The following is a 15,077-nucleotide window of genomic DNA, read 5'->3' as shown; positions in this document are numbered from 1 at the left end:
TACAATTGAAAACATTTTTACAATACACATTAGCAATACTATTTGCACTATCTAGTTTTTTTACTCAAGCGCAACAGCTTTCTTACGAGAATAGTGAAAAGTATACAATAGCAGACATTAAAGTTGTTGGTAACACAACCTTTAGTGAACAAACCATTATTACTTATTCTAAATTAAAAAAAGGAGATGAGATACAAGTTCCTGGTGAAGAAATAAGTAATGCTATAAAAAAATTATGGACATCTAATTTATTTAGCGATATTGAAGTATACCTATCTAAAGTTGAAGGAAATGCTGCATACCTAGAGATTAGATTATCAGATTTACCTGCTCTAAACGAGTTGAAAATTAATGGTGTAAAAAAGAGTAAAAAGGAAACTTTAATTAAAGAAGCAAAGCTTCAACAAGGTGTTAAAGTAACCGAAAACCTTATAACTACTACAAAAAACTATATTCAGAATAAAAACAAAAAAGCAGGTTTTTTAAATACCAAAGTAAACATTAATACCATTCCAGTTGTAGACTCTTTAGACAATGCTAGAGTAAATATGGTATTAACTGTAGACAGAGGTGAAAAAGTTAAAATAGACAAAATTAATTTTGATGGCAATACTGTTTTAAGCGATAAGAAGCTTAGAAAAGCCATGAAAAACACTAAACAGAAAAAAATGTTGCGCTTATTAAAGCGTTCTAAATATATTGAAGCAGACTTTAAAGACGATTTAAATAGTGTTGTAGATAAATATAAAGAAAGTGGGTACAGAGATGCTCGTATAATATCAGATACTTTATTGGTAAACGATCCAAAAACAGTAACCTTAAACATTAAAGTTGAAGAGGGAGAAAAATATACCTTTGGAGATATTACATTTATTGGTAACACTGTTTATACAGACGATTTTTTAAGACGCCAATTAAGAATTGAAAAAGGAGATACTTATAATGGTGTTTTATTAGAAAAACGTATTGCAGATAATACTAGTCCAGATGCAGATGACATTACAAACCTTTACCAAGATCATGGTTATTTATTTTCTACTATAAATCCAGTAGAAGTAAGTGCAGATGGTAATGTAATAGACATGGAGATTAGAATTTCTGAAGGAAAACCAACTTACTTTAATAAAATTTCTGTTGTTGGTAACGAAAAAACAAACGATCATGTTATTTACAGAGAAATAAGAACTCGTCCAGGTGAATTATACAGTAAAGCAAAAGTTGTACGTACAGTTCGTGAATTAAGTCAGTTAGGATTTTTTGACGCAGAACAAATTGATCCTCAATTTAAAAATGCAAATCCAGATGATGGAACAGTAGATATAGAATATGGAGTTGTAGAATCAGGATCTAGCCAAATTGAACTACAAGGTGGTTATGGTGGTGGTGGTTTTATTGGTACTTTAGGTTTATCTTTTAACAACTTCTCTCTAAGAGATATATTTAAAAAAGATGCTTATAGACCAATTCCTTCTGGAGATGGACAAAAATTAGCTTTACGTTTACAAGCAAGTCGTTTTTACAGAACTTACAGTTTTCAATTTTCTGAACCTTGGATGGGAGGAAAAAAGCCAGTACAGTTTTCAACATCTGTATCTCACACACAACAATTTTTATATGATGCATCTACTGGAGAAGCAGATAAAGACAGTAGATTTAATATTACAGGTCTTACATTTGGTTTAGCTAAGAGATTATCTGTTCCTGATGATTACTTTACTTTATCTCAAGCTTTAAGTTTCCAACACTATAACTTAAAAAACTACAATACAGGTTTATTCACTTTTGGAGATGGTTTTTCTAACAACCTTTCTTACACCATTGGGTTAAGTAGAAACAACACCTTTAACGACCCTGTATTCCCTACAGGAGGATCAAGTTTTTCTGCTACAGCAAAATTCTCTTTACCATACTCATTACTTAACGGTACAGATTACGAAGCTCTAAAAGAAGAAAGAGAAGTTAACGAAGATGTGGTAAATGATACTACTTTAGATATTACAGATAGAACAACAGCATCGGAAAGAATTTCGGAAATAGATCAAGAACGTTTTAAATGGTTAGAATTTTACAAAGTGAAATTTAAAGGAGATTGGTATACTAAATTAGTAGATAAGTTTGTATTTAAATCTAGTTTAGAATTTGGTTTCTTAGGTGCTTATAATCAAGATAGAGGTATTATTCCTTTTGAACGTTTCTTTCTGGGAGGTGATGGTTTAGGAAGTTATAGTTTAGATGGTAGAGAAGCAGTTGCTTTAAGAGGATACCCTAACCAAGCATTATCAGATACTGATGGTGGAACTATTTTTAACAAATTCTCTTTAGAGTTACGCTACCCAATTACATTAAAACAATCAGCAAAAATATACGCATTAGGTTTCTTAGATGCGGGAGCATCATATAATAACTTTAAAGACTACAACCCTTTTAACGTTCAACGTTCTGCTGGTTTAGGAGTTAGAATATTTATGCCTGCCTTTGGTTTATTAGGTATTGATTTTGGTCATGGTTTCGATCCACTACCAGGAAATACAGTAAAGAATGGTTGGGAAACACATTTTATTATCGGACAACAATTTTAATAACATAAAGGTCTTTTTTGCATAAAAAAAGACCTTTATTCATGTTTAAACTTTAACACTTTCTTATTTTTGGCACGATATTTTCAATGATAACTTTGAGGATTTGATACAAGAATTAAAATTTTTACAATTAAAATTCGTTATTTTGAAAACTGAATGCTTCAGAATAAGACAGTATCGAAATTAAAATTGTCTGTTTTGCTTGAATTTATGTTATTAAATATTAAAATATAACCAGATGAAAATTAAAGTTCTTTTTTTATTGACCATAGTATCAATACTATCTTTTCAAGCAAACGCTCAAAAAGGTGCAAGAATTGGATATATTGACACCGAATATATTTTACAAAACGTACCTGAATATTCTGCAGCAACGTCACAGTTAGAATCTAAGGTTCAGAAGTGGAAAGTTGAAATTGACAAAAAATTAAAAACTATAGAACAAAAGCGTAACGATTTAAACAACGAGAAAGCGCTTTTAACTAAAGAATTAATTGAAGAACGCGAAGAAGATATTAATTTTGAAGAAAAGGAAGTATTAGATTATCAGCAAAAAAGATTTGGACCAGATGGTGATTTAATGATCCAGAAGAGACAATTAATGCAGCCTGTTCAAGATCAAATTTTTCAAGCTGTTCAAGATATTGCAAAATCAAGAAAATACGATTTTGTTTTCGATAAGTCGGCAGATGTTGTAATGTTATATTCGGCAGATCGTTTTGATATAAGCGAACAAGTTTTAAGAACTATTACTCGATCTTCGAAAAGAAAGCAATTAAAATCTAACAAAGAAAAAAGAGAAGCTAAAGACGAAGATGTTACTGTAGAAATAGACGAAAGTAAAGACGCTAGACAATTAGCTTTAGATAAGAAAAAAGAAGAGAGAGCTGCTCTAGTAGAAGCTAGAAAAAAAGAAATAGCCGATAAAAGAGCCGCAGCAGTTGCAGCAAGAGAAAAAGCTAAACAAGATAAATTAGACGCTAGAAATAACAATAAAGAAGATACAGAAGAAAAGACTAGCGAAGAAAAGAGCATAGAAGATAATAGTACAGATACAGAAGAAGCTCCTAAAACTAAAGAGGAAATTTTAGAAGCACGAAGACAAAAGAAACTAGCAGATAGAGCAGCTAGAAAAAAAATGCTCGATGAAAAAAAGAAGAAAACCTTAGAGGATCGTAAGAAAGCAAAAGAAGATAAAGACAGTGCTCCAGAAGACGAGAATCAAGACGATTAAATTTAATAATTATAACACACACAAATACTATTTTAAAAATGAAAAAAATTAAAACATTACTAATTGCAGCATCATTATTTATTGGAGCAACAAGTTTTACAAACGCTCAATCTAAAGTTGCACACATTAATACAACTGAGTTAATTAAGGCAATGCCTGCAATGAAAACTGCTCAAGCGGACATGGAACGTGTTGGTAAAACTTACCAAGCAGATATTGAAGCAATGAAAAAAGATTTAAAAACTAAAACAGATCTTTTTGAAGCTCAAGCTAACACAAAAACTCAAGAAGAAAATGAGAAGCGTTACCTAGAGGTACAAACAGATAACCAGTCTATTCAACAATATGCTGCCAATGCACAACAGCAATTACAAAAAAAGGAATTAGAGCTTTTAAAGCCTATTACAGATAAAGCTAAAGCAGCTATTTTAAAAGTAGCTAAAGCTCAAGGTTTTGACTATGTATTAGATTCTTCTCCTCAAACAGGAGTAATCATGGCTGAAGGTAAAGATTTATTTGCAGATGTAAAGAAAGAATTAGGATTCTAAGAAACCCTAAATAAAACAAATAGTGCAAAAAGCCGGCTTATTAAGTCGGCTTTTGTATTTTTATACAGTGAATAAAACTTATGATTAAACAACCTATTGGCATATTCGATTCTGGTGTTGGTGGCACTTCTATTTGGAAGGAGATTCACGCATTACTACCGTACGAGAACTCTATTTATTTAGCCGATAGTATTAATGCTCCCTATGGACCAAAAGGGAAAGATAAAATTCTAGAGCTAAGTATAAAAAATACAGAGTTTCTTATAAAAAAGAACTGTAAACTTATTGTTATCGCTTGTAATACAGCAACAACAAATGCTATTAGTGTTTTAAGAGAAAAATATAGTATTCCAATTATTGGCATTGAACCAGCCATTAAACCTGCTGCTTTAAATACAAAAACGAAAGCCATTGGTATTTTAGCTACTAAAGGCACATTATCTAGTTCGCTGTTTCATCATACTTCAAATCTATATGCTAACGGTGTTACAATTGTAGAACAAATAGGAGAAGGTATTGTACAATTAATTGAAAGTGGCGAATTAACTTCTATAGAAATGGAAGCATTGCTTAAAAGCTATTTAAAGCCTATGTTAGACGCCAACATAGATTACCTAGTATTAGGTTGCACACATTACCCATATCTTGTTCCTATGCTTATTAAATTACTTCCTAAGGATGTAAAAATTATAGACTCGGGACTAGCTGTTGCTAAACAAACTCAATCCATTTTAGAACAACACAATTTATTAAATACTGAATTGTTAAAACCTAAAAACGAGTTTTATACTAATTTAGAGAACACTAAAGTAATGCAATCACTTTTAGGTCCTACTTTTGATGTTGACTATTTAGATTTTTAAAATGAAGACACTTCTTTTTATTTACAATGCAAATTCTGGTATAACAAATACTGCTTTAGATATTGCTCACAAAGTATTTAGCCCCAAAACATACAACTGTGATTTATGTGCTATTACTTTTAATACCTTTTCTGAAAACAAAGCTTGGAAAGCATTTAGAACAAACTCTAATATAATAATGGAATTCTTTCATATTAAAGAATTTACAAAAGCGTATCCCGATACTAAATATGAATATCCTATAATTTTATATAAGACAAGAGATGAATTATCAGTTTTAATTTCGGCTAAACAAATTAAAAACATTGTCTCAACTGACGCTTTAATTAATGAAATTAAGAAACTAACAACTTAAATTATACTGTTTATTTATATAGGATTATTCTTTATACCATGAAGAATACTTAACGTAATTCTCTGCAATACGGTTTATTTCTCCACTAACTAATTCTTTACTTATATCCTTTACTTTTTTTGCAGGAATTCCTGCATAGATACTACCAGATTCTATAATTGTATTTTGAGTAACTACTGCTCCAGCAGCAACTATACTATTACTTTCCACTACACAATTATCCATAACAATACTTCCCATGCCTATTAGCACATTATCTTTTATAGTACAACCATGCACTATAGCATTATGCCCAATAGACACATTATCACCAATAATTGTTGGATATTTTTGATAAGTACAATGTACTACTGCTCCATCTTGAACATTAACCTTGTTACCTAGTTTTATATAATTAACATCGCCTCTTAAAACGGCATTAAACCAGATACTACATTGTTTTCCTACTTGTACATCTCCTACTATTGTAGCGTTTTCTGCTATGAAACAATCTTCAGGTAATTGTGGACTTTTTCCGTTTACTGGTTTTATTATTGGCATAGTTTTATTCCTTTGAAAAAAGGAATCTCATAATTTATGAGACTCTCTATTGTGTTATTGTTTTAATTACTTCTTGCTTCACTTGAAGCAGTTTAATTTACTAGCGAATTAATATTTTTTAATCCTTTTAATGAGATCCCTTTTTTTTAAAAGGATTTGTTATTTAAAGTAAGAAAGTAATTCAGATTTTCTAGATGGAGATACCATCACTTCTTTTCCATTACTTAAAATTACGCTGCCTCCCTTACCTTTTACATATTTAACCACTTCGTTTACATTAACCAAATAGCTTTTATGTACTCTTGCAAAACTAGAATCCTGTAAAGCTTCCTCAAAATATTTAAGTGTTTTACTTACTACTTTCTTTTTGTTGTTATTTAGGTAAATCTCTGTATAATTATCATCTGCTTTACAAAATAAAATATCTGCTGTACTTATTACTTCAAAGCCATTTTGCTGTGGAATGGTAATTTTGCCATTTATATTATTAGTAGTTTTTGGAACTAAAACCTGATCTTGTAGCGCGTTTTCTTTTGTTTTAATTTCTACAACGTAATCTACTGCTTTTATTAATTCGTCTATATCAATAGGTTTCATTAAATAGTAACTTGCATGTGCGTTTAAAGCATCTAATGCGTAATTGTTGTATGCAGTTACAAAAACAGTTTCAAAATCTCTGTCTCCTACTTTATCTAACAAATCGAAAGCATTACCATAAGGCATTTCTACATCTAAAAATACTAAATCTAAATCTTTGTTTCTAATAAGTTCTAAGCCTTCATTTATATTTGAAGCTTCACTAACAACATTTACATTTGGGCAGTATTTTTTTAGATAATTTTTAAGTATCTCTCTGCTTACTTGCTCGTCTTCTACTATTATTGAGTTTAGTTTCATTACAATTGAGCTTTTAATTTGTGTAATTGTGATTTGGTTCGAAAATATTCGTCTGATACATTAAAATCATCTATTTCTAACATTGGCAAAATTTCTAAATCATCTTTAAATTTATTTTCGTTCTCACTGTTCTTTATTTTTAATTGCTTAAAATATGCTTTCCCTTGTTGATTATTCTTATAATAGATAGATCTTTCAAATAACTGACAACAAGGGTCACTTTCTTCCTTTGCTCCTTTGTAAAGTAAAGGAAATAGGCCATTAAAATTCTGTAGTACTATTTCACCGTTGAGTGTATATATTTCCATAATGATGGCTACATTGTTTATTGAGTCGTTACTTTTGATTATGTTTTTTTGATAGCCATCATTATTCTTTTTAAAAATTTTCAAAATAGAATAATCCTTATCTACACCAACAAAACCTTCTTGTTCAATTTTTGCGTTTTTATTATAATCTAGAATAGTTTTATCAATTTCCTGAATCCAATCTAAGCGATTATCTTCAGCTTCATTTTCACATGAAAATAAAAAACAAATAGTAAATACTAATAGTATATTTTTCATAATTCTTAAAATAATTAATCTCGTTTTAAAGTCACAACAACTTTAGTCCCTTTATCTTCTTCGGCTTGACCTTGATATAATTCATCTATAAAAACATCCACCTTATCTTTATACATTTCGTTTAAAATAGCGACACGTTTTTTAATATTACCCATGCCTTTAGAATTCTGTTTCTGCTGGTTTTTGGTTTTAAGTGCTTTAGATTTTTCGCGGCCTATTCCATTATCTGCAATGGTAATTGTAATTTCATCTTTACTCTTTTTAACTATTAAAATATCAAGTTGCCCTTTTTCTTCTTTATAGCGTAACCCATGCCAAACTGCATTTTCTATGTACGGCTGCAATAGCATTGGTGGAATTTGAAAATCGGATACATTTATAGCTTTATCTACAGTTATATTATACTCAAACTTGTCTTGAAATCTAAAATGCTCAAGCTTAGTATATAATTGCAATAGCTCAACTTCTTTTTCTAACGGAATAAAATCCTGCTCACTATTTTCTAAAACGGCTCGCATTAGCTTAGAAAAATCACTTAAATACTTATTTGCCGTTCGCTCATCGTTAGTAGCAATAAAGCTATTAACAGAGTTTAAAGCATTAAAAATAAAGTGAGGATTCATTTGGCTTCTTAAAGATTTTAAAGCTAATAGATTATTTGCTAAACGTTGTTGCTTAATATATTTATACATTAAATAAGCTGCAAAAAGCAATAGTAATAATCCACCAATAAGTGAATAAATAATTATTTTCTGATTCTTATTTTGTTCCTGGTTTAATTGGTATCTACTTTCGGACAGTTCGCGATCGCTTTCTAACGATGTAATACGATTCTGTTTATCGGCAATACTTTTATTAAAACGTGCTGCTTGAGTAATTTGCTGTTCTTTTTTAATTAAAAGAGCTTCTACAGATTTAATGTATTCATCGTATGTTTTTCTAGCATTTTCATAATCACCAGATTCTTCAAAAACTTCAGACAGCTTACGGTTTGCATCTTTTTCTACCACAAAATCTTCACGCTCTCCAGCTTCAACAATACTTTTTTCTAAGTATGGTATTGCTTCTGCGTAGTTTCTTTGCATATACAATGCATTACCAATTTTATAGTTTTGTTTTTGGATAGTGTAATCGCTTTCAATGTCTATTACAGAATCTGTTTCAATATCTTTTATGTCTAAAATAGCCTCTTCTCTCATCCGAATTTCATCAGCAAAATTGCGATTAGAATTATTAAAATCTGCAAATTTAATTTTCTCCTCGACAGCTCTTTTCTTGTTTTCTTTTGAGGCAAGACTAAGTGAGTTATTGTAATATTCTTTTGCTTTATCTTTACTTCCGCTAGCATCAAAAGATTGTGCTATTTTAGAATTTAAATCGGTTACTTTTGGTGTAATTAAATATTTTTGAGCAACACTTAATCCTTCGTTATAAGAACTAATAGACTTTTTATAATCTTTCATTCTATAATAGACATCACCAAGCCCTTCGTGCAACTCAACCAATTGGTAATTGGATAATTCTTTCTTATTTATATCTTTATAAACAGAAACACTTTCTTGATAATTATTATTCATCATATAGGCTATTGCTAGCCTAATCTTAACTTCGTTAGATTGAAAACTATTAAGACTTATTCTATAATTAGAAACTGCTAAATCGTATTGTTTCCAATACATATATATATCCGAAAGCACCTCAAAAGCCTCTGCATTTTGCTTAGCAGATGTACTATTCTTTAAACTTTCTGTTACAAACTGAATACTTTTATCGGCAGATTTCTTTTTATATACTAATGCAGAATCTATTAGATTATTAAAGGAATTGTTTTGCGTTTTCTTCAATCTTTTATTGTAAGATTCAGACTCCAATGGCTTTACATTTAATGTAATGCGCTCGTCACTTTTTACTACATAATAAACGGTTTCAAAATCTTTATGGCTAATAACAAGTTCGTCTCCAATTTTTGCACGAACTCTAAACTCTCCCGCTCTATTAGATGCAGTATAGGCGCCTCCATTTATTTCTATATTAACATCTTTTATCGCTTCGTTTGTATCTTCTTCTTTAACAAGACCACGAATGTAAAAATAAACTTCGTCAACATTATTTGCTTCTTTATTTACACTATCGTATTGTTGCGCATACATTGTATACGAACAAATAAAGAGTAGAATGCTACTTATATATAATTTAATATGTTTCATATTATTATTACCAAAAGATAAACTTACACACTTTAATTGGCATAATAAAATGAGTGTTCTCCAAATTGAACCAATACAAAGAAAAAACGGTCTTGTTTACTCAACTAAAAACGTAGCTCACTCATTATAAAGTAGTATTTACTCATTCTTGTTTTTATTAAAAAAAAGTTGAACATAAGTTTACACTCTAATTAATACAAAACAAATGAAACACTCAATTTACTTAGTTCTGCTATTATGTTTTTCTTTTTCATCTGCACAAATAAAAGGCAATGCAACTACTATTTCTAGACAAAATGTTATACATGCAGAATCTCTAGGCAATGCTAATACCTATGGCAATAACCTAAATACTTTTAGGCAACGAAACTTAATGCCAAATCCGGTAATTACTATAGATATAAAAGCCCTTAATAATATTGTGGCAGATTCTTACACAGCGGTCTTTAATTTGGTACAAATTGGAGAAACAGCAGAAGCTACCAACAAGTTAATGAACGAACGTGTTAATAGTGTAAAGAACAGTTTAGCGATGCAAGGCATAGTTAGCAATGATATTATTATAGATATGATTTCTTTTGTTCCTGTTTACGAAACTGTTGTTGAAAAGAAATTGTTTAGCAAAACTTATACTGAAGTTCCTAAAGGTTTCGAACTACAACAAAACCTGCATATTAAATTCACAAAGGTTAATCAGTTTGAAAAGATCTTAGCTACGTGCGCCAAAAATGAAATTTACAATTTAGTAAAAGTCGATTATTTTATAAATAACATAGAAGCTGTTTACACTAAATTGAGAGTTGAAATCTTAAAAACATTAAAAGAAAAAAAACAATTCTATAACGATTTAGGTTTCGATTTAACAAATTACAAGCCAACAATGGCAGATATAAAATATTGTCATTTTCCAAAAGAATTCTACAAAAACTATCAAGCTTTTAATAGCATTTCTTTAGAAGCACTAAAACAAAACAAAGGTGTGATTAAAGCTAAAAAACAGACTTCGTATTATTATGACCCATTGTCTTTTAAGGCGTATGATATTGTTATAAACTCATCTATTGTAGAACCTGTTATTCAAATAGGAATGGAAATAAAACTACAGTATAGAGAAAAGCCCGAAACACCTAAACCAATAGAAAAGGTAAAAGAAGTAATAAGGAATAAATATTTCGTCTTATCTAAAGACGGAGAACTTATAGCAAAAGAATTAAAGTTAGAAAATTAATACAATTAACATATTATATGCTATCGCCCATGTTTAAACAAAAAAATAAACTTATGAAAACAACAGTTAAATTTAGCTTAGTAGCTTTAACAGCCCTTTTCTTTTTAGCTTGTAATGCTAACAACAAAAAGAAAACAAAAAATTATGTTTTAAACGAACAAATAGAAACAAATGAACCAACAGTACTAACCAATCTAAAACCTGATAAACAATACATAAAGGTTGCGTTGTTACTTGACACAAGTAATAGTATGGACGGTTTAATAGACCAAGCAAAAGCACAACTTTGGGAAATTGTAAACGAACTCTCTTATGCAAAATCTAAAGACAATAAACCCAATCTAGAAATTGCTATCTACGAGTATGGTAACGATAATTTAAATGCTGAAGAAGGTTACATTAGGCAAGTATTGGCTTTTAGTAATGATTTAGACGAAATCTCGAAACAACTCTTTTCTTTAACCACAAAAGGTGGTAACGAATATTGTGGTTACGTAATAAATACAGCTTTAGATCAATTAGAATGGAAAGACAATCCAGATGATTTAAAGTTTATTTTTATTGCTGGAAACGAACCTTTTACACAAGGCAAAGTAAACTACAAAGACGCATCGAAACGTGCACATAATAAAGATGTAACAGTTAACACTATTTTTTGTGGAGATTATAATCAGGGTATTTCTGGATATTGGAAAGATGGAGCAGATTTAGCGCATGGAGATTATATGGCAATTAACCATAACCAGGAAACTATTCATGTCGCTACACCATACGACGATGCTATTTTAAAACAAAACAACAAGCTAAACAAAACATATATAGCTTATGGTTTTCAAGGCATCCAAAAAATGCAGTTACAAGCAGAACAAGATGATAATGCAGAAGGTTACAGTAGCGCAAATGCAGTAAGTAGAACAATTAGTAAAAGTTCTCACTTATATAAGAACTCCTCTTGGGATTTGGTAGACGCGTCAAAAGACAAAGCTTTTAAATATGATCGGTTAGATAAAAATGAATTGCCTCAGGAACTTAAAGGCAAAAGTGTTTCAGAAATTGAAGCCTATGTTACTAGCAAAAAGAAAGAGCGAGAAGTTATACAAGAAAAAATTCAAGAATTAAACAGCAAAAGAAAAGACTATATCTTGAAAGCAAATAAAGGCAATAATAACGGACTAGAAAATGCCATGATAAAAGCTATAAAGTCTCAAGCTAAAGCTAAAAAATATTCTTGGAAGTAAGCTATCTCTTTGCTCTAAAAGCATAAAAAAAGCCTCGATATATCGAGGCTTTTTTTATATGTATTTATTATGTGCTTAGTTAATTGCAGGACAATTACAGCTATAACGTTCTTTAGAACAACCAAAGTTATATCCTAATGTTAACTGGTGAAAACCACCATTATTAAATACTACAGAATTAGCTTGGTAACTATATGTATAAGCAAACATGAAATCGTTTACATTAACACCTAAAAGAGGTGTTATATATTGTAATTTTTGACTACTAACTCCAGAACCGTCAACAAAATCTGCTCCATCTAAACTTCTTCTGTAAGAGATTCCTCCCCAAACTTTACCAAAGTCCATTGTTTTATAAGCTTTAAGGTTTACATCAAAAGAAGCTTCTTCTGTAGCATCTCTATACATAAACATTACTGAAGGTTCAAAACTCCAATCGTTATTATAGCTACTAAATGTATTACCTACAGATACCAAATAAGTTCTTAAGTTATTATAACTTAAACCTTGTTCGTTAAAATTAACTCCATCGTTATTTAAAAGATTCTTTACCGTTGCATGTGCATAAAAATCGTATAAATGGTAAGAAAAACCAAAGTCTACATTAAAATTTGTTGCTGACTGTTCGATTCCTGCAATAATTGGATCTGGACCATCAAACAAAAACGATGTCTCATCTAATTTGTATTGAATTGCTCCCATACTTAAACCAAAAGACAACATATTTAAATCTATTTCATTTCTAGAAAACATGATATGGTGCGCATATGTAAAATAGGCTCCTGTTTGCGAGTGAAATCCATTTTTATCAGAATATACTATTCCACCAATTCCAGATTGTGAATCTCCAATTCTACCGTTTATACTTGCTGTTAATAATGCAGGAGCATCATCGTCTCCAAACCATTGTTGACGACCAGTAATTCTAACCTTAGAACAGTTAGCAACTCCAGCCATAGATGGGTGAATTAAATAGTAGTTATCTGTTAAGTAATCTGAATACACAGGAAGCCCTTCTTGTGCTTTAGCAATTTGGGTACTAAAAAACACTATAACTGCCAGTATTAATAACCTTTGTAATCTCATAATCTCTTTTTTCAAGGTAGGTGTTGGTTAAATAATGTATAGCTTACGCTATTATAACTCTTTCGTATAATAAACTATACTGTTGTCAAATATATAAATTTACTTTGTAATATTTAGGCTCTCAAAAGTTAAAGCTACCAATATAAAAAGGTTTTAACAAAAAAACTAAATTTTTACAGTTATAAGAGCCATCTTTAAGTATCAAATATATCGATATCTGTTCTTTCTTTTAGTATTTTTGTAGAAAAATATTGCATAATGAATACTTTTAAAGTTACTACACAAGAAACATCGAATCCTACTATATTAAAATTTGAAGTAAATCAGTTTATTACACAACACCAAAGCTTCGAATTTAACAACATAGATGAAGCTAAAGCTTCTCCTCTAGCACAACAATTATTCTATCTTCCTTTTGTAAAAAAGGTCTATATAACTAGTAATTTTGTTGCTATCGAACGATTTAATATTGTTGAATGGCAGGATGTACAAAATGAAGTTTCAGAACAAATAGAAAACTATTTAAATGAAGGAAACGCAGTTATTAATCAAGACATTGCTCCTAAAAAGACACCAGTTACAGTTTATGCTGAAAGCACGCCAAATCCTGGTGTTATTAAGTTTGTTGCTAATAAAAAAATAGCAAATGCCGCTTTCGAGTTTACTTCTATAGATACTGCAAAGTCTTCTCCTTTAGCTACAGAGTTGTTTCATTTTCCTTTTGTTAAAGGTGTTTTTATAGATGAAAACTATGTTTCTGTAACAAAATATGATGTTGCCGAATGGAATGACATTACAAATGAATTACGTGAATTTATTAGAGGATATATTGAGAATGGAAAAGAAATAATTTCAGCGAATGCACCTGAGGTAATAGAAAAATCTACAGAAAAAGTTGAAGCACATTTTGAAAGCTTAGATGATATCTCTAAAGAAATCATTAATATTCTTGAAGAATATGTTAAACCTGCAGTTGCTAGTGACGGTGGAAATATTCAGTTTGATTCTTATGATGAAGCTACTAAAACTGTAAAAGTAATATTACAAGGTGCTTGCAGTGGGTGTCCTTCTTCTACATTTACACTAAAAAATGGTATAGAAAACATGTTAAAAGAAATGCTAAAAGGCAAAGTAAATACGGTTGAAGCTATAAACGGTTAATCTTATAAATAAACCTTTCATCGGTTTAGCTCTTTTTTAAATAACTCCATTTGTCGATTTTTATAAAATCCTGTAATTTAGAGTCAATATTAATTTAAAACTCAAAATTATGGCTGTATTAAAAGTTATTGAAGTATTATCAAATTCTGAAAAAAGTTGGGAAGATGCAACTAAAAAAGCAGTAAAGCATGCTTCTAAAAGTGTAAAAAACATTCGTTCAGTATATGTTCAAGATCAAAGCGCAAGCGTTAAGGATGGAGAAGTATCGGACTTTAGAGTTAACTTAAAGATTACGTTTGAAGTAAACTAATTACATTCAAAATATACTTACAAAAAAACGCCTGAACTTATGTTCAGGCGTTTTTGCTTTAATAATACTTCTATGTATAAGTTATTCTTTACTAGTGAAGTCAACTAGTATATCATAAACATAAAAAAGCCTGAACTTTCGTTCAGGCTTTTTCTATTTAATAAGTATTACTCTTTATCTATCTCTTTAGAGTAAAGTGCGCACGTATCGATTTCTTTTCGTCCGTACTTGGCTCTCTGTATTCTACAGTAAACCAATAGTCACT

14 protein-coding genes are annotated in these 15,077 nt (G+C 30.2%); 9 read left to right on the top strand and 5 right to left on the bottom strand.

Features of this window, described 5'->3' with window-relative positions:
* Positions 1-5 precede the first annotated feature (5 nt).
* The 5 genes from bamA (at position 6) to Q0935_RS14875 (ending at position 5,579) form a co-directional block, all read left to right on the top strand.
* Complete coding sequence (gene bamA, locus Q0935_RS14895) at positions 6-2,579, top strand: outer membrane protein assembly factor BamA (RefSeq protein WP_299254918.1); 2,574 nt, start codon at positions 6-8, stop codon at positions 2,577-2,579.
* A gap of 238 nt (positions 2,580-2,817) precedes the next feature.
* Positions 2,818-3,813: an OmpH family outer membrane protein gene (locus Q0935_RS14890; RefSeq protein WP_299387934.1), complete on the top strand. Its 996-nt coding sequence runs from the start codon at positions 2,818-2,820 to the stop codon at positions 3,811-3,813.
* Positions 3,814-3,851: 38 nt separating this feature from the next.
* Positions 3,852-4,361: an OmpH family outer membrane protein gene (locus Q0935_RS14885; protein WP_299387931.1), complete on the top strand. Its 510-nt coding sequence runs from the start codon at positions 3,852-3,854 to the stop codon at positions 4,359-4,361.
* An 80-nt stretch (positions 4,362-4,441) separates the two neighbouring features.
* Entirely contained in the window at positions 4,442-5,224 is a 783-nt protein-coding gene (gene murI, locus Q0935_RS14880; protein ID WP_299387928.1) for a glutamate racemase, read from the top strand.
* 1 nt (position 5,225) lies between these two features.
* Complete coding sequence (locus Q0935_RS14875; RefSeq protein WP_299387925.1) at positions 5,226-5,579, top strand: GTPase; 354 nt, start codon at positions 5,226-5,228, stop codon at positions 5,577-5,579.
* A 24-nt stretch (positions 5,580-5,603) separates the two neighbouring features.
* Here Q0935_RS14875 and Q0935_RS14870 read toward each other — a convergent pair whose 3' ends face one another.
* The 4 genes from Q0935_RS14870 to Q0935_RS14855 form a co-directional block, all read right to left on the bottom strand.
* The gene (locus Q0935_RS14870) at positions 5,604-6,119 is read right to left on the bottom strand and encodes a gamma carbonic anhydrase family protein (protein WP_299387922.1); all 516 of its coding nucleotides are present in this window, start codon (positions 6,117-6,119) and stop codon (positions 5,604-5,606) included.
* Positions 6,120-6,278: 159 nt separating this feature from the next.
* On the bottom strand, positions 6,279-7,016 hold the full coding sequence (locus tag Q0935_RS14865) for a LytTR family DNA-binding domain-containing protein (protein ID WP_299387917.1): 738 nt from the start codon (positions 7,014-7,016) through the stop codon (positions 6,279-6,281).
* A complete protein-coding gene (locus Q0935_RS14860; RefSeq protein ID WP_299387914.1) occupies positions 7,016-7,582 on the bottom strand; it encodes a hypothetical protein in 567 nt (188 codons plus the stop codon). The genes Q0935_RS14865 and Q0935_RS14860 overlap by 1 nt, the downstream gene beginning before the upstream one ends.
* Before the next feature lie 14 nt (positions 7,583-7,596).
* Complete coding sequence (locus Q0935_RS14855; protein ID WP_299387910.1) at positions 7,597-9,789, bottom strand: histidine kinase; 2,193 nt, start codon at positions 9,787-9,789, stop codon at positions 7,597-7,599.
* 205 nt (positions 9,790-9,994) lie between these two features.
* Here Q0935_RS14855 and Q0935_RS14850 point away from each other — a divergent pair, with 205 nt between their 5' ends.
* Positions 9,995-11,017, top strand: coding sequence for an SIMPL domain-containing protein (locus Q0935_RS14850; RefSeq protein WP_299387905.1), 1,023 nt, complete (start codon positions 9,995-9,997; stop codon positions 11,015-11,017).
* Between the two features lie 53 nt (positions 11,018-11,070).
* Positions 11,071-12,255 carry a VWA domain-containing protein gene (locus tag Q0935_RS14845; RefSeq protein WP_299387902.1) on the top strand — a complete coding sequence of 395 codons (1,185 nt, stop codon included), beginning with the start codon at positions 11,071-11,073 and terminating at the stop codon, positions 12,253-12,255.
* A gap of 75 nt (positions 12,256-12,330) precedes the next feature.
* On the opposite strand, the gene Q0935_RS14840 is transcribed toward Q0935_RS14845, so the two are convergent.
* Entirely contained in the window at positions 12,331-13,341 is a 1,011-nt protein-coding gene (locus Q0935_RS14840; protein ID WP_299254949.1) for a type IX secretion system membrane protein PorP/SprF, read from the bottom strand.
* A 258-nt stretch (positions 13,342-13,599) separates the two neighbouring features.
* On the opposite strand from Q0935_RS14840, the gene Q0935_RS14835 reads away from it, so the two are divergent.
* Positions 13,600-14,502, top strand: coding sequence for a NifU family protein (locus Q0935_RS14835; RefSeq protein WP_299254952.1), 903 nt, complete (start codon positions 13,600-13,602; stop codon positions 14,500-14,502).
* A 109-nt stretch (positions 14,503-14,611) separates the two neighbouring features.
* Positions 14,612-14,812, top strand: a complete 201-nt coding sequence (locus Q0935_RS14830; RefSeq protein ID WP_100998018.1) for a dodecin family protein — start codon at positions 14,612-14,614, stop codon at positions 14,810-14,812.
* Positions 14,813-15,077: the final 265 nt, after the last annotated feature.

The organism is uncultured Lacinutrix sp. (genome assembly GCF_947500605.1).
Lineage (GTDB): Bacteria > Bacteroidota > Bacteroidia > Flavobacteriales > Flavobacteriaceae > Lacinutrix.
This window is presented reverse-complemented; position numbering and strand designations above follow the sequence as displayed.

Bases quoted from the DNA above. Each gene is read 5' to 3' on its own strand.
- Q0935_RS14865 (WP_299387917.1), bottom strand. From the start codon at position 7,016: ATGAAACTAAACTCAATAATAGTAGAAGACGAGCAAGTAAGCAGAGAG.
- Q0935_RS14860 (WP_299387914.1), bottom strand. From the start codon at position 7,582: ATGAAAAATATACTATTAGTATTTACTATTTGTTTTTTATTTTCATGT.
- Q0935_RS14885 (WP_299387931.1), top strand. From the start codon at position 3,852: ATGAAAAAAATTAAAACATTACTAATTGCAGCATCATTATTTATTGGA.
- Q0935_RS14845 (WP_299387902.1), top strand. From the start codon at position 11,071: ATGAAAACAACAGTTAAATTTAGCTTAGTAGCTTTAACAGCCCTTTTC.
- Q0935_RS14835 (WP_299254952.1), top strand. From the start codon at position 13,600: ATGAATACTTTTAAAGTTACTACACAAGAAACATCGAATCCTACTATA.
- murI (WP_299387928.1), top strand. From the start codon at position 4,442: ATGATTAAACAACCTATTGGCATATTCGATTCTGGTGTTGGTGGCACT.
- Q0935_RS14830 (WP_100998018.1), top strand. From the start codon at position 14,612: ATGGCTGTATTAAAAGTTATTGAAGTATTATCAAATTCTGAAAAAAGT.
- Q0935_RS14855 (WP_299387910.1), bottom strand. From the start codon at position 9,789: ATGAAACATATTAAATTATATATAAGTAGCATTCTACTCTTTATTTGT.
- Q0935_RS14850 (WP_299387905.1), top strand. From the start codon at position 9,995: ATGAAACACTCAATTTACTTAGTTCTGCTATTATGTTTTTCTTTTTCA.
- Q0935_RS14870 (WP_299387922.1), bottom strand. From the start codon at position 6,119: ATGCCAATAATAAAACCAGTAAACGGAAAAAGTCCACAATTACCTGAA.
- Q0935_RS14890 (WP_299387934.1), top strand. From the start codon at position 2,818: ATGAAAATTAAAGTTCTTTTTTTATTGACCATAGTATCAATACTATCT.
- Q0935_RS14875 (WP_299387925.1), top strand. From the start codon at position 5,226: ATGAAGACACTTCTTTTTATTTACAATGCAAATTCTGGTATAACAAAT.
- Q0935_RS14840 (WP_299254949.1), bottom strand. From the start codon at position 13,341: ATGAGATTACAAAGGTTATTAATACTGGCAGTTATAGTGTTTTTTAGT.